Annotated in this window: 17 protein-coding genes; 4 read left to right on the top strand and 13 right to left on the bottom strand. The window is 60.1% G+C overall.

What is annotated here, in order from left to right; genetic code table 11:
• Nucleotides 1–20: 20 nt before the first annotated feature.
• A complete protein-coding gene (gene flk / locus BJP61_RS07310; protein ID WP_171998067.1) occupies nt 21–1,028 on the top strand; it encodes a flagella biosynthesis regulator Flk in 1,008 nt (335 codons plus the stop codon).
• A gap of 54 nt (nt 1,029–1,082) precedes the next feature.
• On the opposite strand, the gene BJP61_RS07305 is transcribed toward flk, so the two are convergent.
• From BJP61_RS07305 to fabB, 3 genes are all read right to left on the bottom strand, one after another.
• Nucleotides 1,083–3,482: an autotransporter serine protease gene (locus BJP61_RS07305; protein ID WP_255485512.1), complete on the bottom strand. Its 2,400-nt coding sequence runs from the start codon at nt 3,480–3,482 to the stop codon at nt 1,083–1,085.
• A 59-nt stretch (nt 3,483–3,541) separates the two neighbouring features.
• Complete coding sequence (locus BJP61_RS21670; protein ID WP_255485511.1) at nt 3,542–3,856, bottom strand: hypothetical protein; 315 nt, start codon at nt 3,854–3,856, stop codon at nt 3,542–3,544.
• Between the two features lie 568 nt (nt 3,857–4,424).
• Nucleotides 4,425–5,642 (bottom strand): beta-ketoacyl-ACP synthase I, encoded by a 1,218-nt coding sequence (fabB, locus tag BJP61_RS07300; protein WP_171998066.1) that lies wholly within the window; start codon nt 5,640–5,642, stop codon nt 4,425–4,427.
• 156 nt (nt 5,643–5,798) lie between these two features.
• Here fabB and mnmC point away from each other — a divergent pair, with 156 nt between their 5' ends.
• Nucleotides 5,799–7,811 (top strand): bifunctional tRNA (5-methylaminomethyl-2-thiouridine)(34)-methyltransferase MnmD/FAD-dependent 5-carboxymethylaminomethyl-2-thiouridine(34) oxidoreductase MnmC, encoded by a 2,013-nt coding sequence (gene mnmC, locus BJP61_RS07295; RefSeq protein ID WP_171998065.1) that lies wholly within the window; start codon nt 5,799–5,801, stop codon nt 7,809–7,811.
• Nucleotides 7,812–7,987: 176 nt separating this feature from the next.
• Nucleotides 7,988–8,146, top strand: a complete 159-nt coding sequence (locus BJP61_RS21665) for a hypothetical protein (protein WP_236613095.1) — start codon at nt 7,988–7,990, stop codon at nt 8,144–8,146.
• Here the strand turns inward: BJP61_RS21665 and BJP61_RS07285 are convergent.
• The 6 genes from BJP61_RS07285 to prmB all read right to left on the bottom strand — a co-directional run bounded on the left by BJP61_RS07285 (nt 8,139) and on the right by prmB (nt 12,718).
• Nucleotides 8,139–8,417 carry a YfcL family protein gene (locus BJP61_RS07285; RefSeq protein WP_007715625.1) on the bottom strand — a complete coding sequence of 93 codons (279 nt, stop codon included), beginning with the start codon at nt 8,415–8,417 and terminating at the stop codon, nt 8,139–8,141. The two genes, BJP61_RS21665 and BJP61_RS07285, sit on opposite strands and share 8 nt — an antisense overlap.
• 28 nt (nt 8,418–8,445) lie before the next feature.
• Complete coding sequence (locus tag BJP61_RS07280) at nt 8,446–8,991, bottom strand: elongation factor P hydroxylase (RefSeq protein ID WP_038861500.1); 546 nt, start codon at nt 8,989–8,991, stop codon at nt 8,446–8,448.
• The gene (locus BJP61_RS07275) at nt 8,991–9,788 is read right to left on the bottom strand and encodes a sulfite exporter TauE/SafE family protein (RefSeq protein ID WP_038861498.1); all 798 of its coding nucleotides are present in this window, start codon (nt 9,786–9,788) and stop codon (nt 8,991–8,993) included. The genes BJP61_RS07280 and BJP61_RS07275 overlap by 1 nt, the downstream gene beginning before the upstream one ends.
• Before the next feature lie 18 nt (nt 9,789–9,806).
• On the bottom strand, nt 9,807–10,631 hold the full coding sequence (mepA, locus tag BJP61_RS07270) for a penicillin-insensitive murein endopeptidase (protein WP_171998064.1): 825 nt from the start codon (nt 10,629–10,631) through the stop codon (nt 9,807–9,809).
• Between the two features lie 4 nt (nt 10,632–10,635).
• Nucleotides 10,636–11,721 carry a chorismate synthase gene (gene aroC / locus BJP61_RS07265; RefSeq protein ID WP_075193046.1) on the bottom strand — a complete coding sequence of 362 codons (1,086 nt, stop codon included), beginning with the start codon at nt 11,719–11,721 and terminating at the stop codon, nt 10,636–10,638.
• 64 nt (nt 11,722–11,785) lie between these two features.
• Complete coding sequence (gene prmB, locus BJP61_RS07260) at nt 11,786–12,718, bottom strand: 50S ribosomal protein L3 N(5)-glutamine methyltransferase (RefSeq protein ID WP_007750650.1); 933 nt, start codon at nt 12,716–12,718, stop codon at nt 11,786–11,788.
• Nucleotides 12,719–12,879: 161 nt separating this feature from the next.
• Between prmB and smrB the strand changes: the two genes are divergently transcribed.
• Nucleotides 12,880–13,431, top strand: coding sequence for an endonuclease SmrB (smrB, locus tag BJP61_RS07255; protein ID WP_038861484.1), 552 nt, complete (start codon nt 12,880–12,882; stop codon nt 13,429–13,431).
• Between the two features lie 94 nt (nt 13,432–13,525).
• On the opposite strand, the gene sixA is transcribed toward smrB, so the two are convergent.
• The 4 genes from sixA to BJP61_RS07235 all read right to left on the bottom strand — a co-directional run bounded on the left by sixA (nt 13,526) and on the right by BJP61_RS07235 (nt 18,135).
• Nucleotides 13,526–14,014 (bottom strand): phosphohistidine phosphatase SixA, encoded by a 489-nt coding sequence (sixA, locus tag BJP61_RS07250; RefSeq protein ID WP_038861482.1) that lies wholly within the window; start codon nt 14,012–14,014, stop codon nt 13,526–13,528.
• Nucleotides 14,015–14,219: 205 nt separating this feature from the next.
• Entirely contained in the window at nt 14,220–16,373 is a 2,154-nt protein-coding gene (gene fadJ, locus BJP61_RS07245; RefSeq protein WP_161579815.1) for a fatty acid oxidation complex subunit alpha FadJ, read from the bottom strand.
• Nucleotides 16,373–17,683 (bottom strand): acetyl-CoA C-acyltransferase FadI, encoded by a 1,311-nt coding sequence (gene fadI / locus BJP61_RS07240; protein WP_171998063.1) that lies wholly within the window; start codon nt 17,681–17,683, stop codon nt 16,373–16,375. The genes fadJ and fadI overlap by 1 nt, the downstream gene beginning before the upstream one ends.
• Before the next feature lie 167 nt (nt 17,684–17,850).
• Nucleotides 17,851–18,135, bottom strand: a complete 285-nt coding sequence (locus BJP61_RS07235) for a YfcZ/YiiS family protein (RefSeq protein ID WP_075193043.1) — start codon at nt 18,133–18,135, stop codon at nt 17,851–17,853.
• Nucleotides 18,136–18,190: the final 55 nt, after the last annotated feature.

The raw sequence follows: 18,190 nt of genomic DNA, 5'->3' as shown, positions 1-18,190 counted from the left end.
GGTCAGGTTAAGGATTATTGATGATGCAACCCATTCATGGCGCCACGCCCCGCCCGGCGGGCGAGCCTCCCACCTCGCCCCACTCTGCGGGCGAGCAGCCGCTTTCCACCCAGCAGCGTACCGTGCTGGAGCGGCTTATTACCCGGCTGGTGGCGCTAACCCAGCAGCAAAGCGCCGAAGTCTGGGCCGGCATGAAGCACGATCTGGGCTTAAAAAGTGACGCGCCGCTGCTCTCGCGCCATTTCCCTGCCGCTGAGCAGAATCTCAATCAGCGGCTTGGCCAGGCGCAGCAGACCCACACTCAGCGTCAGGTGCTCTCGCAACTGACCGAGCTGTTAAGCGTGGGCAATAACCGCCAGGCGGTGAGCGACTATATTCGCCAGCAGTTCGGCCATACCGCGCTGAACCAGCTCTCCGGCGAGCAGTTAAAAAGCGTGCTGACGCTGCTGCAAAACGCGCAGCTCAATATTCCGCAGCCGCAGCAGCGCCCGGCCACCGACCGCCCGCTGCTGCCTGCGGAGCATAATACGCTTAACCAGCAGGTGACGAAGCTTGCCGCCGCGACCGGCGAATCGCCAAAGCTTATCTGGCAGTCGATGCTGGAACTCTCCGGCGTGAAAACCGGCGAGCTTATTCCGGCGAAGCATTTCGCGGCGCTCTCCACCTGGCTTGCCGCGCGCCAGACCCTTGCCGATCAACCCGCGCCGACGCTGCATACTATTCAGGCCGCGTTGCGCCAGCCGCTCGAATCGCGCGAATGGCAGGAGCTCAGCGACTACGCGCAGCAGCGCTTCCAGGCGACGCCACAAACGGTGCTGACCACAGCCCAGGTGCAGGATCTGCTGAATCAGGTGTTCGTGCGCCGTGCGGAGCGCTCGCCGGAAACGCTGGAAGTGCGTCATATCCAGCCGATTTACAACCCGCTGATCGCGTTTTTCACCCAGCCGGTGAAGACCATTTCCGCCCGCCCCGGCCTTGCGATGTTTCTGCTGGTGCTGGTTATCCTTCTGCTCTGGCTGGTTATCTGACAGACAGCAAAAAGGCGTCTTTCGACGCCTTTTCTTTTGACTCCCCGACACGTATCAGAAGCTTAACGACACGCCCGCAAACACGCTGCGGTTGCTGTCGCGTCCATCGCTGGTCTCCTGCTCGCCCGTGAGGTTGAGATTCAGCGCCGGGTTAACCTGCCAGCCCAGCGATACCGCGCTGGTCAGCGTTTTCGCAGGCGCCGTCACGCCGCTCAGCGGTACCGGCTGGTTCACGCCGGTAAAGCTCGCCTGATAATTCCCTTCGTCCTGGCTTAACGCGCGTTGCAGATGCGTCTGGAAACTCAGGTTGAGGCTGCCGCGCGCTTTCAGGTCGATATCATAACTCGCCCGCAGCCCTGCGCCCGCCTGCCAGCGCGTGGTGGTCTGGTTGTCGGCGCGCAGGCCAAAGCCGGAGCCGCTCTTCTCGGTGAAGGCGTCCTGCTTCAGCGTGATGTATTGCGTGTCGATAAACGGCGTCACCTGCAAGCCCTCCCTGCTGAAGCGATAGCCGGTTTCGCTGCCAAGCGACATCCAGCTGCCGCTCTGGCGGCTGCTGACGCGCTCGGTGCTACTGCCAAGCCACAGCATGCGATGCTGGCGACCGTCGTAGTAGCCGGAGGCCAGACGACCGGTCAGGTAGTAACTGCCGAAGATTTTACCGCCGTACAGCGCGGCTTCGCTCAGAGTGCCGGTATTACGCTCGCCGCCGCTGCTCAGGGCGCTGAACGTTTCGGTGCGCGACAGCGAAGTGCCGATGAACGTATGTTCGTCGATAAACCGATCCTGACCCGTCACCCACCCTTTCATTGAGTAGCTCACCGGCGAAAAGCCGGTGCGGCCGAGGCTGCCGTTCCACGAGAGCGTATCGCTCCAGCTTCGACTTTGCGGCGCGTCCAGCAGAGCGTCGATGCGCTTCGCGCTGCTACGCTGATTAACGTTGATCGCCTGCCAGGTGAGCGCCGCTGTCGCCGCCGGCAACTGACCGGAGAGGCTTTCCAGCGCCGCGCGAGCGGACTGGTTATTCGAGACGCGTTGCAGACTGCCCGCCGCCGAGGCAAACGAACTCGCACGCACCGTCACACCGCTCGCCACTTGTTTATCGAGCTGCGTGAACGCCTGCTCCAGACGCGCAGCGCCGGAGAGCGTGGCCGCCGAGGTGGTGGCGACTTTGGTCTGCGTCACCTGCAATCGTTTAATATTGAGCCACACCTGTTTGGTGCTGTAGCCCAGCGAGCCTGTCAGGAACACGCCTGCCGACTGCGTAAAACGGCTGAACTTACCGGATACCGCGCCTGCGTTAACGACTGGCTGGCGCGTCTGCGTCACGTAGCCTGCCGGCACGCCCAGCAGATGCAGGTTGCCCGCAAGCGCCGCCCGCCCGGTCACATCCAGCGTCGAGCCGAGCATAAACGCCAGGGTGCCGGTGGTGCGCTGCGTGTAGGCGCGCATAAACCGCGTTTTGCCGTCGCGCAGCAGCACATAGCCGCTGTTATCGACGTTCCCTTTCACGGTGCGCACATCAAGCGTTCCCGCGCGACCGATGGTAACGGCGGAGGCCAGACTCTTCGCCGACGACAGACTGCCGCCCAGCACCTGCGTGGTGCCGGTGTAGCTGGCGTCCTGGGTCAGTACCAGCTTGCCGGTGCCGCTTTTGATAAGCCCGCCGCTGCCGCTGATGGCATTGCTCCAGGTGGAGGTGTAGCTGTTAAACGCGACGCTTACGGTGCCCCAGTTAAACTTCGCCGGGCCGTTGATCGCCTTCCCGGCGTTCAGCATGCCGTAGCCGAAAACGGCGTCCACGCCTGGCGCGCCGATGTCAGTCGCAGTCCCAAGCACCGTCTGGCGTACCAGGTCATTGGTGAAATAAGGGTATTTCTGCCAGACCATCGCCGCCACGCCGGAAACCTGCGGCGCGGCGAACGATGTGCCGCTGACCATACGCAGAACGGCTTTGCCGGTGCTGTCGGTGCTCTGGATATAGACGCTGCCTGGCGCCGCCAGACAGTTATTTTTCATAACGCCGCAGCGGTTGGCATAGCTTGCGATATAACCCGGGTTAAAGGTATCCGTCGCGGTGACGACCAGCCAGCCTTTATCCAGCCCCGCTTTGGGCGCAAGCGACGGCAGTTTCGCCACGCCCACCGGGTTCGCTGCGCCGTTGTTGCCGCTCGCAAAAACGATAAGCCCGTTGTAAGACGAGACATACGGCTTCCAGGCGTTCACGTAATAGTTCGTGGTCGCGGTGCTGGCCGGGTTCCAGTCCGCAATGCCCCAGGAGTTATTGATAATTTTCGCGCCCGCGCGCGCCAGATCGTAGTTAATCTGACCGAAGTTAAGGCTCTGGCGGGTATTGGCGACGTCAGGAATGATACGCGCGCTGATAAGCGTCGCGCCCGGCGCGGTGCCGCCGCTAAACAGGCTGGTGGCGCGCCCGGCAAGCGTCTGGGCGACCATCGTGCCGTGGCCGCGTACATCGCCAACGCTCAGGTTGTTCGTTTTCGGATCGACATAGTTCAGCGACCCCTTAACCGCCCCTGCAACGCCGGATGCGTCGTAAGAATGCCGGTATCCGCTACGCCGACTTTCACGCCCGCGCCGTTGACGCCGGCCGCACGCGCGGTCGCCGCGCTGGTAATAAACAGCGGACGGTTCCAGTTGGTGCGCGTCACGACATTTGTCGCCGCAACAGAGGGCGCATCCGTGAATGGCTCATCCGCATCCGGTTTTTCGCTGGCGAAAGCGGCGCCTGAGCATGACAAAATAACGAGTGGGATCACTCTCCCTTTGGTTAATAAAATCCCTTTACCCAGAGATGACTCGATGGGCATGGTTGGTTTCCCCGGCTGGCAACGCCTTGTGAAAGGCAAAAAAACGTTTCCCTGAATTCCGCAAACGGGTTTCGGATTTCTTTTCTGCGGCGTCCTTCATTCTTATCTTTTTGAAAAGATTAGGAATGGCAGTATCAGCTTTGAATTTCCGGTACGAATGTCTGTCTCAATAAAGATGTCGTCGCCCGGATATATTCTGATATATCGGCAAAAATGGACTTAACTTTAACCAAATGGATAGTAAAGATGGTTTTATAAAAATAAGTTATATTTTTCAGCAGGTTGTTTTTAAGGTAAATTTATTTTTATTGACTTAAGTAAAATCAAATAAATTAAGAGATGGTTTAAGCATTGCTAAAATAACGTTTGCGGAAACAGCGCGGCATACCGCACCAATACCAGACTTTATTTATAAACAATAGCTTAGGTTTAAAAGAAACGCGCGAAAGTTGAAATGCGGCAGGGAGAATATCTTCTTACGAGGTGCAAATAAGGAAGCAGAAAAACGAAGGCGGGAGAATAAACATAAAAAAAGGAGCCTTGCGGCTCCATTTCTTTTAAAGAGACGTTATGCCTGATATTTACGCATAACCAGCGTGGCGTTAGTACCGCCGAAACCGAAGCTGTTAGACATCACAGTCGTCAGCTCACGTTCGACAGGCGCGGTGATGATATTCATACCGTTCGCCTGCTCGTCCAGCTCTTCAATATTGATGCTCGGCGCGATAAAGCCGTGTTCCAGCATCAGCAGCGAGTAGATAGCTTCCTGCACGCCTGCCGCACCCAGCGAGTGGCCAGTCATCGCTTTAGTCGCGGAGATAGCCGGCGTGTTGTCGCCGAACACTTCACGGATAGCGCCAAGCTCTTTCACGTCGCCCACCGGGGTGGAAGTGCCGTGGGAGTTCAGGTAATCAATGGGAGTATCCACGCCGTGCATCGCCATCTTCATGCAGCGCACCGCGCCTTCGCCAGACGGTGCGACCATGTCAGCGCCATCGGAGGTTGCACCGTAGCCGACGATTTCCGCATAGATGTGCGCGCCGCGAGCCAGCGCGTGCTCAAGCTCTTCCACCACAACCATACCGCCGCCGCCTGCGATAACGAAGCCGTCGCGGCTCGCGTCATAGGTACGGGAGGCTTTTTCTGGCGTCTCGTTATATTTGGTGGAGAGCGCGCCCATCGCATCGAACTCACACGCCATTTCCCAGCCCAGCTCTTCGCCGCCGCCCGCAAACACGATGTCCTGTTTGCCAAGCTGGATCTGCTCAACCGCGTTGCCGATGCAGTGCGCGGAAGTGGCGCAGGCGGAGCTGATGGAGTAGTTAACGCCGTGGATTTTAAACGGGGTGGCGAGGCATGCGGAAACCGCAGACGCCATCGCTTTGGTGACGACGTACGGGCCGACCGCTTTCAGGCCGCGCGGGCTGCGCATCGCGTCAGCGCCAAAAACCTGTGCTTTGGACGAACCGCCGGAGCCGGCAACAATACCGACGCGCGGGTTGTTCTGATACACCTCGTCGTTCAGGCCGGCATCTTTAATCGCTTCCTGCATGGAGAGGTAAGCATAAACAGAGGCATCGTTCATGAAACGCACCACTTTACGGTCGATAAGACCGGTGGTGTCCAGCTTCACGTTGCCCCAGACGTGGCTACGCATACCCGCGTCGAGAAATTCTTGAGAGAAAGTGATCCCCGAGCGTCCTTCACGCAGGGATGCCAGGACTTCCTGCTGGTTATTACCGATGCTGGAAACGATGCCCAGGCCAGTAATTACTGCACGTTTCATTCAATACCTCTTCGAGTACGCTAAGTAAGTGTCGTGTCGCAAGATAGCGTACAGTTGTACGCCGAACAAGTCCGATCAGCCAGATTGGCAAGAAATTTGCGATGTCCGACCGGGCTCGCTAAGATCGTGCGACTGCCTGTCATTCGAGCAATTTACGTGAAACCTATCGCCATACAGCCCGCCAGCCTGACGTTTAATAATGAGGGTACACCTGTTTCCCGAGATTTTGATGACGTTTATTTTTCCAATGACGACGGTCTGGAAGAGACCCGCTATGTCTTTCTGAACGGCAATCAGCTCCCGGAACGTTTTATGACACACCCGCGTGACAGCTTTATTGTCGCCGAGAGCGGCTTTGGCACCGGACTCAATTTCCTGACGCTCTGGCAGGCGTTTGCGGCGTTTCGCGCGGCGCATCCGGACGCTGCGCTACAGCGCCTGCATTTCATCAGTTTTGAGAAATTTCCGCTGACGCTCGCTGATTTACAAAGCGCGCACGCTCAATGGCCGGAGCTCGCCCCGTGGGCGGAGCCGCTACAGGCCCAGTGGCCGCTGGCGCTGCCGGGCTGTCAGCGGCTGGTGCTGGATGGCGGACGCGTCACGCTTGATTTATGGCTTGGCGATATTAACGAACTGGTCGATACGCTCGATGACTCCCATAACCGTCAGGTGGACGCCTGGTTCCTGGATGGCTTCGCGCCGTCGAAAAACCCGGATATGTGGACGCCCGGCCTGTTTGCCGCGATGGCGCGCCTCGCCCGTCCCGGCGGTACGCTCGCCACTTTTACCTCTGCGGGTTTTGTGCGCCGCGGGCTGATTGAAGCCGGTTTTCAGGTAGTGAAGCGCAAAGGGTTCGGGCGCAAGCGGGAAATGCTGGTTGGCATGCTTAGTCATGATGCCGCGCCCCCTGCCCGCGCGCCCTGGTATGCGCGCCGCCCGGCGAGCGGGGATAAAGACGCGGCGATTGTCGGCGGCGGTATCGCAAGCGCCCTGCTGGCCCTCGCGTTGCAGACGCGCGGCTGGCAGGTGACGCTCTACTGTCAGGACGACGCGCCCGCAAAGGGGGCCTCCGGCAACCGCCAGGGCGCGCTCTATCCTTTATTAAGCCATCACGACGCCGCGCTGGCCGTCTTTTTCCCGGCGGCGTTTACCTTTGCGCGCAGGCTGTACGACGCGTTGCCGGTGGATTTTGATAAAGACTGGTGCGGCGTGACGCAACTGGGCTGGGATGAAAAGAGCCAGACGAAAATCAGCCAGATGCTCGAACCCGGCCTGCCAGAAGCGCTGGCGCGCGCCGTTGACCGCGACGAAGTCGCCGCGCGCTGCGGCGTGGAGACCGGCTGCGGCGGCATTGAATACCCGCAGGGCGGCTGGCTCTGCCCGGCGCAGCTCACCGCCGGCGTGCTGGCGCTCGCGCAGGCGCGCGGCCTGCGGGTGCATTACGGGCATAACGCGAGCGCGCTGCGCCAGGAAAACGGCGGCTGGCGGCTCACTTTCGCCCACGGCGCGCAGGCGCGTCACGCCACGCTCGCGCTGGCAAGCGGTCATCAGCTCAGCGCGTTTTCGCAAACCGAAAAATTGCCGGTCTACTCCGTCGGCGGCCAGGTGAGCCATATCCCGACCACGCCGGGCCTCGGCGCGCTGCGCCAGGTATTGTGCTACGACGGCTACCTGACGCCGCAAAACCCGGCTCACGGCATGCATTGCATCGGCGCGAGTTATCACCGCGGCGTGAGCGAGATGCGCTATCAGGAGGAAGACCAGCAGCACAACCGCCAGCGGCTTCTCGACTGCCTGCCGCAGGCGCAGTGGGCGCATGAAGTGGACGTGAGCGCAGGTGATGCGCGTTGCGCAGTGCGCTGCGCAACGCGCGACCACTTGCCAATGGTCGGCAACGCGCCCGACTATGCCGCCACGCTCAGCGTATACGCCGACCTCTCCCGGCACGCTGACGCGCCAGACGCCGTCCCCCTCGCCCCGGCACTGGAAAATCTGTTTGTGCTCGGCGCGCTCGGCTCGCGTGGGCTGTGCAGCGCGCCGCTGGCGGCGGAAATTTTAGCCTCGCAAATGAGCGGCGAACCGCTGCCGCTGGATGGCGCGACGCTTGCGGCGCTCAACCCTAACCGGCTGTGGATACGTAAACTGCTGAAAGGCCGCGCCGCTGGCTAAACGCGCTGCGTACGCTTATGGCTGCGCTCCGCCATTCGGTGGAAACAGGGCGTGAAACCGCCGAAGCGCTCCGCGCATAGCGAACAGCAGTCAGCCGCGCTAATCAAAGCTACAGCCAGCACAGAGCAGCAGCGCGACATTGAGCAGATAAGTCTGGCGATTGCGGAGCTTGTAAAGTGGCGCAGAGCAACGCGTCGATGACGCAGACGGGGCCGGTGGATGTGATGTCGGAACAGGTCACCCGGCTGAACGCGGGTGTATCACCCGCAGGCGCAGGCGCCATAAGTTTACAGCCTGCGCGCCGTCACGACGCGCAGGCCATCAGGCTCAGTTGAGCTTCGCCTGCTGGAACAGATTGTCCCACATTCCCAGCACCAGCGCCTGATCGCGCGGCGAGAGTTCGCCCGCGTGGATGGCGGTTTCCAGGCTGTTTGTTACCTTCGTATACACGGCCTGCGGCGAGTGATCGTCGCCGTGCTCCAGCGCCGCGACGGCAAGGGTCAGGTGTCCGCGCAGATAGCCGCTGGCGAACAGTTCGTCATCGCTCGCGTGCTCTACCATCTCATCAATCAGCGCCAGAATACGTGCTTCAAATTCGGCAATCATCGTTTTTCCTCTGTTAATAACATGGCGATTAGCACAAGTCTTCCGGCCATGGGAACTGTTGCGCCGCAAGCGGCGGCGTCTGGTAATAATCCTGTAACGCGGCAATAAAGCGCGCCGGACGCTCGGGAATACCGTCTTTCAGATACTGCATTACCTGCGCATGCACACGGCGCTGAAACGCGATGCGATCCGGGTCGACGTCGCCGTTGAGGTTGTCGCAGCTGACGTTAAACGGAAAGCCCGCCGCCACGCAGAACAGCCACTCCAGCGCCTGGGGTTTGACTTCCACATCCTCGAACTTGCTCTGCGTCTGTGCATCGCGGCCGTCCGGGCAGTACCAATAGCCAAAGTCCACCAGCTCGCGCCGCGCTTTACCAGCGATGCACCAGTGCGAAATCTCGTGCAGGGCGCTGGCGTAAAAACCGTGGGCGAAGACCACGCGGTGGTACGGCGCCTCGTCATCGGCAGGAAGATAGATCGGTTCGTCATCGCCTTTAATCAGACGGGTATTAAAATCGCCGGCGAAGCAGCCGTCGAAAAGCGTTATTAATTCCTGATAGTGGTGTTCACGCATTACGCCATCCCCAGCCAGCGGAGGATCTCCTGACCGTGGCTGTCAAATAACAATTTGGCGCTCATGACCGCCGAGACGATAACAATCATCGGGCGGATCAGGCGCTGTCCTTTACTTAATACCAGGCGCGAGCCCAGGCGCGCGCCGAGAAACTGCCCGGCCAGCATTACGAAACCGGTGCCCCAGATAACCTTGCCGCCGATGATAAACAGCAGCAGCCCGCCGACGTTGGAGGTGGCGTTGAGCACCTTGGCGTGGGCGGTGGATTTGGCAAGGTTAAAGCCCGCGAGCGTGACGAACGCCAGCGCGTAAAACGAGCCCGCGCCGGGGCCGAAAAAACCGTCATAAAAGCCGACGCAGCCGCCTGCCACCAGCGCAAACGGCAGACCGTAGAGCCTGCGCTGGCGATCCTCTTCGCCAAGACGCGGCATCAGCAGGAAATAGAGCCCGATGGCGATCACCAGCACCGGCAGGATCTGGCGCAGAATATCGGACTGCACATGCTGCACCAGCAGCGCGCCGCTGGTGGACCCAATAAACGTCATCAGAATATTGAGTTTCTGGTCGCGAAGGCTGACCACGCCGCGACGGATAAAATAGAGCGAGGCGGAGAGCGAACCGCCGCATGCCTGGAGTTTATTGGTCGCCAGCGCCTGGGCGGGCGACATGCCTGCCGCCAGTAGCGCCGGCACCGTTAAAAGCCCGCCGCCGCCCGCCAGGGCGTCAATAAACCCCGCGAGCATCGCGACAAAAAAGAGCGCTGTCAGCAACAGCGGCGAAACCATAAACCAGTCCATCACGGCCATCCTTAGTTGTTAAAGCGCGTGTTCGTCCAGCAACGCCTGGCATGACGGCGGCGGTGGCGGCGGCGTTTTCTTCTCTGCCTTGCCGCTGCCCGGCGCCGCAGGTTTAAACCAGCTTTGCAGCTCTTCGCCGCAGCCGTCGCCCGGCGGCGGCGGCTCCTGCTCCACGCACTCCAGGCTGTCCGGCGGACAGCGCAGGCGCACATGCATATGGGCGCGATGGTGGAACCACGGGCGCACTTTACGCAGCCAGTCGCGATCCGGCCCGGCGTCCAGGCAGAGCTGCTGCTTGATAGCCGGGTTCACGAAAATACGCGTGACCTGATCATCGAGCGCGGCAAGCTTAATCAACCCGCCAATTTCCGGCTTCCAGAGCGACGGCACGACCGATTTCCCGTCGCGCGACACTAAATCGAGCGCCTGCGGGCGACGCAGTTGCGCCGCGCTCCAGCGCTGTTTCGGCAGTTGCAGGAAGATATCGACATCAAGGCCCGTCTGATGGCTGGCATGACCGCCGTTAAAACGACCGCCCGCCGGCATGCCCATATCGCCTATCAGCACCGTGCCGAGTTGCAACTCGTTCACCTGGTTACTGAGACGCTCAATAAAGCGCACCAGATCCGGGTGGCCAAAGTAGCGGCGCTGGTCAGTGCGCATTATCTGGTAATGCTCCGACTCCATCGGCAGCGGCTGGGCGCCGATGATGCAGCCATTGGAAAATGTGCCGATCGACTGAGCCGCGCCCGGGATCGGCTGGGTGATTTTCTGCCACGGCGTGGCGGCGCTTGCCGCGCTGCAAGCGAGCAGCGCCAGCAAGGCTAAGCAGAGTTTTTTCATGAGATTACCAGCGAGGAAGCGTAGTGGTAACGTCCGCGTTCTGACCGCGGTGGCGCAGCAGATGATCCATCAGCACGATCGCCAGCATCGCTTCGGCGATCGGCACCGCGCGGATACCGACGCACGGATCGTGGCGGCCACGAGTGATCATCTCGACTTCATCGCCCGCACGGTTAACGGTACGCCCCGGCACCGTGATGCTGGAGGTCGGCTTCAGCGCGATATTGGCGACGATCTGCTGGCCGCTGCTGATGCCGCCGAGAATACCGCCCGCATGGTTGCTCTGAAATCCGTCTTTAGTGATTTCGTCGCGGTTTTCGCTGCCTTTGAGCGCGATAACGCCAAAACCTTCACCGATCTCAACGCCTTTGACGGCATTAATGCTCATCAGCGCATGGGCGATATCGGCATCCAGCCTGTCGAACACCGGTTCGCCGAGGCCCGGCGGCACATTATCGGCGACAACCGTTACTTTCGCGCCAATAGAGTCGCCCTCTTTTTTCAGCGCGCGCATCAGCTCGTCGAGCGCGTCAAGTTTGTCCACGTCCGGCGAGAAGAACGGGTTCTGCTCCACCTGCGCCCAGTCTTTGATTTCCAGTGGAATATCGCCCATCTGGGTCAGGCAGGCGCGGATGACGATACCGAATTTCTGCGCCAGGTATTTTTTGGCGATCGCGCCTGCGGCGACGCGCATGGCGGTTTCGCGGGCGGAAGAGCGTCCGCCGCCGCGATAGTCGCGAACGCCATATTTCTGCTCGTAGGTGTAATCGGCGTGTCCCGGACGAAACACATCTTTAATAGCGCCGTAATCCTGGGAGCGCTGATCGGTGTTTTCAATCAGCAGGCCGATGCTGGTGCCGGTGGTCACGCCCTCAAATACGCCGGAGAGAATTTTCACCTGGTCCGGCTCGCGGCGCTGCGTGGTGTAACGGGAGGTGCCTGGGCGGCGGCGGTCAAGATCGTGCTGGAGGTCGGCTTCGCTTAACGCGATGCCCGGCGGTACGCCGTCAATAATGCAGCCGAGCGCCAGACCATGGGACTCGCCGAAAGTGGTGACGCGAAAGAGTTGTCCAAGAGTGTTGCCTGCCATCACGGCTCCGTTATCGTGTCGTTGTGGTGTTTTGCGTTATTCAGCGGGCCTGCGCCCGCCTGTTTTAATCTTTGTAGATGCTGAAGTGTTCGCGTGCGCTGATGAGCTGCGCTTTGGTCAGCATAAAGACGCCGTCGCCGCCGTTGTCGAATTCAAGCCAGGTGAACGGCACGTCCGGGTACTGCTCCATCAGATGTACCATGCTGTTACCGACTTCACAAATCAGAATACCGTTGTCGGTCAGGTAGTCCGGCGAGCAGGCGAGAATGCGGCGCGCGAGCTTCAGCCCGTCGCTGCCAGCCGCAAGGCCGAGTTCCGGCTCGTGGCGATATTCGTTCGGCAGGTCGGACATATCCTCTTCATCCACATACGGCGGATTGGTGACGATAATGTCGTACTGCACTTTCGGCAGGTCACGGAACAGATCGGAGCGGATCGGCGTGACGTGATGGATAAGCCCGTGCTCTTCGATATTGTGCTCGGTAACGGCCAGCGCGTCGCCGGAGATATCTACCGCGTCGACTTCCGCATTCGGGAAGGCGTACGCGCAGGCAATGGCGATACAGCCGCTGCCGGTACACATATCAAGGATATGCTGCGGTTCGTGGTCGATAAGCCCTGCGAAACGGTTATTAATAAGCTCGCCGATGGGCGAGCGCGGCACCAGCACGCGTTCGTCGACGTAAAATTCGTGACCGCAGAACCAGGCTTTATTGGTGAGATACGCCACCGGAATACGCTCGTTGACGCGGCGGATCACCCGTTCGACGATACGATGACGCTCGCTGGAGGTCAGACGCGCGGTGCGCATATCTTCCGGAATATCCAGCGGCAGGTAGAGCGACGGCAGCACCAGTTGCACCGCTTCATCCCAGGGGTTGTCCGTGCCGTGACCATACCAGATGCCCGCCGCGCTGAAACGGCTCACCGCCCAACGCAACATATCCTGAATGGTATGCAGTTCACTGACTGCCTCATCGACGAAAATTTTATCCACACTGCCCTCCGCATGACGCTCCGCGTTAAATTCGGCGGCTAGTTTGCCATGAAGGCGGCGATAAATCAGCAACCGGCGCGTCATCCCTGAAAAATGGCTTTTGTTTGGCGACGCGCCAATCTCGGGTAAACTGCCTGCGCAACGATAAAGAAGAGAAGAAGATGAAAAAGAAGCCATCGCTGAGTGAGGAAGAAAAGTCGCTGTTTCGCGCGCTGATGAGCGGAACGCGCGAGCTGAAACAGGACACCATCGTCCATCGCCCGGCGCGTAAAAAGCTGAGCGAGGTGCCGCCTAAGCGCCTGTTGCAGGAGCAGGTGGACGCCAGCCACTACTTTTCCGATGAGTTCCAGCCGCTTCTGAACAGCGACGGACCGATGCGCTACGTCCGCCCCGGCGTGGATCATTTCGAGCTGAAAAAACTGCGCCGCGGCGACTATTCGCCCGAGCTGTTTCTCGATCTCCACGGCTTAACCCAGATGCAGGCCAAGCAGGAACTGGGGGCGCTCATCGCCGCCTGTCGCCGCGAGCATGTCTTCTGCGCCTGCGTGATGCACGGCCACGGTAAACATATTCTGAAACAGCAGACGCCGCTGTGGCTGGCGCAGCATCCACATGTGATGGCCTTCCATCAGGCGCCGAAAGAGTATGGCGGCGACGCCGCGCTGCTGGTGCTGATTGAAGTTGAAGAGTGGCAGCCGCCCCAGTTGCCTTAAGCGCAGGCGCATTGCTCGCGTAAAAATGAAGACCACAGAAACAGAAAGAGCCGCATTAGCGGCTCTTTTTCTTCTTACGGCTCTGTGGCAGGCGTTAAATCGCTTTCGCCATTTTGAGATTGCAGGGGCTCATCTGCCAGTTAAAAACGCCCTTGTCGTTATCGCCTTCAACCGTCACGCAGGCGATAGCGGAGGTCGAAAACATCGGCGGCGTTTCGCCAGGGCAAAGCTCCGCGACCAGATAACCGACCAGCGGCAGGTGAGAGATAACCATTACCGCGCGAACGCCGTCACGGGCCAGAACGTGGAGGTAGTCGCTCACCAGGCCGACATCCCCGCAAGGCGTAAGCTCCGGCAGGACTTCGGTTTTGACAGGCAGGCTCATGGCCTCTTTCACGACGTCCAGTGTCTGTTCGGCTCGCAGGAATGGGCTCACCAGAACACGTTCGATATCCACCTTTTGACCTTTTAACCAGGTCGCCATTTGACGGGATTCATCACAACCGCACGCGGTCAGAGGACGAACCGAATCACTGGCGGCATCGAGTGCTGCGTCGCCGTGACGCATGATAAAAACTTGCATATTGCACCGCTTTTGTTGACCAGAAGCGCCAGCGCAACCCCGAAAAAGCAACGCGCTTTTTACGGGTATCGACTGGCGGTCGGGCATTGTGCCTGATCCGTACTTCGAATGAAACGCTGTTTTTTACCCTATTGACGTAAGTATAGTCAATCACTGTTTACAAATTAGCCAGCGCTACGTTTTCGAAGCCAGGAACTACGCTTTATCAGACCACGATGTCGGCCTGCGGGTTCCCCTCAGGCCAGAAAGTTTGCGCGGTCTGCGCCATGCGCAACAGCCTGTCGCACGGGGTAAAACGGTCTCCATAACGGGTGGAGAGACGGGTAAGCGTCGCTACCACCTGCGCTGCGCCGAGCGTGTCCATATAACGGAACGGGCCGCCCAGAAACGGCGGGAAACCGATGCCGAAAACGGCGCCGATATCGCCGTCACGCGCTGAACGCACCACACCTTCATCCAGACACCGCACCGCCTCGTTCAGCATCATCATGACGCACCGCTCGGCAATCTCATCGCCGCTCAGTTTACCGCCCGGTTTAACGCCAATAAGCCCGTAAACCGCAGGGTCAACCTGTTTTTTGCTTTTACGCCCTTTTGCCGGATAAAGATAGAAACCGCGGCCATTTTTTCTGCCTTTGCGATCGTCGTTCAACATTGCTGCAACGGCTTCACCAGGCGCGCTGAAACGTGGCCCGTAAGCGCGCTCCAGCACTGGCATAATTTTGGTGCCGACATCAATCCCTACTTCATCCAGCAGCTGGATCGGGCCGACCGGAAAACCTTTCTTCACCAGCGCGTCGTCGATTTTCTCAATGCTCTCCCCTTCCATCAGGCAGCGCATCGCCTCATTAATGTAAGGCGCCAGGATGCGGTTGACGTAAAACCCGGCGCAGTCAGCCACCACGATCGGCGTTTTGCCCTGCTTTTTCGCAAGCTGCACGGTCGTGGCAATGGTTTCCGGGCTGGTGCCGGCATGGGGAATCACTTCCACCAGCGGCATTTTGTCGACCGGGCTGAAATAATGCAGACCGATGATTTGTGCCGGGCGGGCGGCCCCTGCCGCGATATCGCCGATTGGCAGCGACGAGGTATTAGAAGCGAAAATCGTGTGCGGCGCGGTGTTCGCCTCGATCTCCGCCACCATGTTCTGCTTCAGGGTTAACTCTTCGAAAACGGCTTCCACAACGATATCGCGCTGGTGGAACCCGCGATAATCGGTTCCGCCAGAGATCAGCGCCATCTGAGCGTCGCGCTCGCCGGCGCGCAGGTGACGGCGGCGCACTTTTTTCTCCAGCAGATCCCAGCTGTATTTCAGCGCGTGATTGATGCCCTTTTCGCTGATGTCTTTAATACGCACCGGCAAACGGGCTTTGGTAGCGGTCACATACGCAATCCCGCCGCCCATCAGCCCGCCGCCCAGCACGCCGACCGAATGCAGCGCACGCGGCGCCACGCCGCTGCCGGTCTCTTTTTTAAGCTCAGTGGTGGCGAAAAAGAGGCCGCGCAGCGCCGCTGATTCCGGCGTCATCGCCAGTTCGCCAAAGGCGCGGGCTTCGGCCTGATAGCCGCTGGCGCTCCCCTGTTCAAGCCCGGTGCGCACCACATCGATAATGCGCTGCGCCGCCGGGTAGTTGCCCTGGGTTTTCTGATGCGTTTTCTGGCTGACCATACGAAACAGCAGCGCGCGGCCAAGCGGGCCTGCGAGCACGCGCTCGCGTACCGGCAAACGACGCGGCGCAGGGCGACTCTTTTTCGCCAGCGCCGCGGCGGCCTCCAGCAAAATGGTTTGCGGCACCACATCATCCACCAGCCCGGCTTTCAGCGCCTGACGCGGACGCAGTTGCTTGCCGGCCAGGATCATCTCAAGCGCGGCGCTGACGCCCACAAGGCGCGGCAGCCGCTGCGTGCCGCCGGAGCCCGGCAGCAGCCCTAACTGCACTTCCGGCAGCCCAAGCAGGGTTTTCGGGTCGTCGGTACAAATGCGGCTGTGGCAGGCGAGCGCCAGCTCAAGCCCGCCGCCGAGGCATGCGCCGTGAATAGCCGCGACCACATGCACCGGCAGCGCGCGGATCTCCGCCATGATCTGCTGGCCCTGACTCGCCAGCGCCTCGGCCTCCTGCGCGCTTTGGCAGTCGGCTATCATGTTGATATCCGCGCCCGCGATAAAGTTATCGGGCTTGGCGGAGATAAACACCACGCCCGCAAGATCGCGGTTTTCACGTAGCTGTTTTACGATGGCGCGCACGTCGCGGGCGAATGCCGCCTTGAGCGTGTTCATTTTTTCGCCCGGCACATCGATAGTGACTACCGCCACGTTGTCCGGGCGGATCTGTAAAGTAAATGCGGATGTCGATTCCATTATTCGGCCTCCAGTACCATTGCCGCGCCGAGTCCGCCTGCCGCGCAGGCGGTCACCAGCCCGAAACCGCCGCCGCGGCGACGCAGTTCATTGAGCGTCTGGGTTATCATCCGCGCGCCGGTGGCGGCGAACGGGTGCCCGTAAGCGATAGAGCCGCCGAGCACGTTAAATTTGCTGTCATCCACCTCGCCGGTCGCCTGGCTGCGGCCCAGCACTTCACGCGCGAAGCGGTCGCTTGCCAGCAGTTTGAGGTTGGTGAGCGTCTGCGAGGCGAACGCTTCATGCATGTCGAACAGCGTCAGATCGGCCATTGAAAGCCCGGCGCGCTCCAGCGCCAGCGGCGTCGACCAGGCCGGGCCCAGCAGCATATCCTGCCAGACGTCAATGGCGGTAAAGGCGTAACTGCGCAGGTAGCCGAGCGGCGTAAGACCCAGCTCGCGGGCGCGAGATTCGGTCATCAGAATCACCGCCGCCGCGCCGTCAGTGAGTGGCGTGCTGTTGGCGGCCGTCACGGTGCCGTGCTTACGGTCAAACGCCGGGCGCAATTTAGCGTAATCGGCAAGCGACGACGTTTTGCGGATATTGTTATCTTCACTGAGCGGCTCGCGGTACGGCGGCGTGTAGGCCGTCATGACTTCATCACGCAGCTTGCCTTCGGCCCACGCCTGCGCCGCCAGCTGGTGTGAGCGGTGCGCCAGCGCGTCCTGCTGTTCGCGCGTGATGCCGTGCGTTTTCGCCATCTGCTCGGCGGTGTCGCCCATGCGCAGCCCGGTGGAGTATTCCGCTACAGCAGGCGGCACCGGCAGCAGGTCGCGCAGCCGCAGGCGCGAAAAGAGCTTCAGGCGCTGCCCGGCGGTGCGGGCTTTATTGGCATCCACCAGCGTGCGCGCGAGTTTTTTGCTCACGCCGATGGGCAACACGGAAGAGGAGTCGGCGCCGCCAGCGATCCCGGCGCGAATGGTGCCCGCCATCAGGCTTTCGGCAACATTCGCCACCGCCTGGAAGCTGGTGGCGCAGGCGCGGCTGACGCTGTAGGCGTCGGTGCGCACGCTCATGCCAGTGCCAAGCACGATTTCACGCGCGATGTTAGGTGCCTCCGGCATTTGTACCACCTGGCCGAACACCAGTTGTTCAATGACTTCAGGCGGAATTTCGCTGCGGGCCAGCAGTTCGCCGACCACCATTTTACCGAGATCGACCGCCGGAACGCCGTGGTACGCCGTCGCCTGACGGGCGAAAGGGGTGCGCAACCCACTGACAATGGCAATACGATCCCCATGCCGGGTGACCAGCGGTAGTGCCTGACTCATAACTTTCCCCTGTAAAAGGCTAACTATGTATTAAGTGGTCTGACCTGATAACAGTTTTAACCATAATTTTACATTCAGCCAATCACATAAAGGAAAAAGTGCGAAGCAAAACACGAATTACGTAACAAGAAATATGCCCCGGCGGCACCGGGGCGTGAGAGGCAGGATTAACGCAGACTTAACTGGAAAATAACGGTTTCTGCCTGGCAGGCGAAAACAAAATCGATATCAAGGCGTACGCCGTCGGCCTCTTGCGTAAAGCGCGGGTTGATTTGGCACGGTTCGGACTCGACTTCACGCGCTCTGGCCGTTAATGCCGCGAGGGTTTCTTCGGCCTCGGCGCGGCTCGTAAAGACGCGGCTGTAGGACGCGACGCAGTCGGTATTATCAATAATGGTGCCGACATCAATACAGCAGCAAACCGGGGTTTCATCAGCACTGCATTTGGACATAGTGATTTCCTCTGTATTTCCTGAAAAGGGATATGCCTATTTTACGCCCGCCCCG

This window comes from Cronobacter sp. JZ38, assembly GCF_008932145.1.
GTDB classification, from domain to species: domain Bacteria; phylum Pseudomonadota; class Gammaproteobacteria; order Enterobacterales; family Enterobacteriaceae; genus Cronobacter; species Cronobacter muytjensii.
Note: the sequence above shows the minus strand (reverse complement) of the source record. Positions and strands in the feature narration are given on the sequence as shown.

Coding starts and splice junctions, on each gene's coding strand:
- flk (WP_171998067.1), top strand. CDS start 21: ATGATGCAACCCATTCATGGCGCCACGCCCCGCCCGGCGGGCGAGCCT.
- BJP61_RS07305 (WP_255485512.1), bottom strand. CDS start 3,482: ATGGTCGCCCAGACGCTTGCCGGGCGCGCCACCAGCCTGTTTAGCGGC.
- BJP61_RS21670 (WP_255485511.1), bottom strand. CDS start 3,856: ATGCCCATCGAGTCATCTCTGGGTAAAGGGATTTTATTAACCAAAGGG.
- fabB (WP_171998066.1), bottom strand. CDS start 5,642: ATGAAACGTGCAGTAATTACTGGCCTGGGCATCGTTTCCAGCATCGGT.
- BJP61_RS07285 (WP_007715625.1), bottom strand. CDS start 8,417: ATGATTGCCGAATTTGAAGCACGTATTCTGGCGCTGATTGATGAGATG.
- BJP61_RS07280 (WP_038861500.1), bottom strand. CDS start 8,991: ATGCGTGAACACCACTATCAGGAATTAATAACGCTTTTCGACGGCTGC.
- BJP61_RS07275 (WP_038861498.1), bottom strand. CDS start 9,788: ATGGACTGGTTTATGGTTTCGCCGCTGTTGCTGACAGCGCTCTTTTTT.
- mepA (WP_171998064.1), bottom strand. CDS start 10,631: ATGAAAAAACTCTGCTTAGCCTTGCTGGCGCTGCTCGCTTGCAGCGCG.
- aroC (WP_075193046.1), bottom strand. CDS start 11,721: ATGGCAGGCAACACTCTTGGACAACTCTTTCGCGTCACCACTTTCGGC.
- smrB (WP_038861484.1), top strand. CDS start 12,880: ATGAAAAAGAAGCCATCGCTGAGTGAGGAAGAAAAGTCGCTGTTTCGC.
- sixA (WP_038861482.1), bottom strand. CDS start 14,014: ATGCAAGTTTTTATCATGCGTCACGGCGACGCAGCACTCGATGCCGCC.
- fadJ (WP_161579815.1), bottom strand. CDS start 16,373: ATGGAATCGACATCCGCATTTACTTTACAGATCCGCCCGGACAACGTG.
- fadI (WP_171998063.1), bottom strand. CDS start 17,683: ATGAGTCAGGCACTACCGCTGGTCACCCGGCATGGGGATCGTATTGCC.
- BJP61_RS07235 (WP_075193043.1), bottom strand. CDS start 18,135: ATGTCCAAATGCAGTGCTGATGAAACCCCGGTTTGCTGCTGTATTGAT.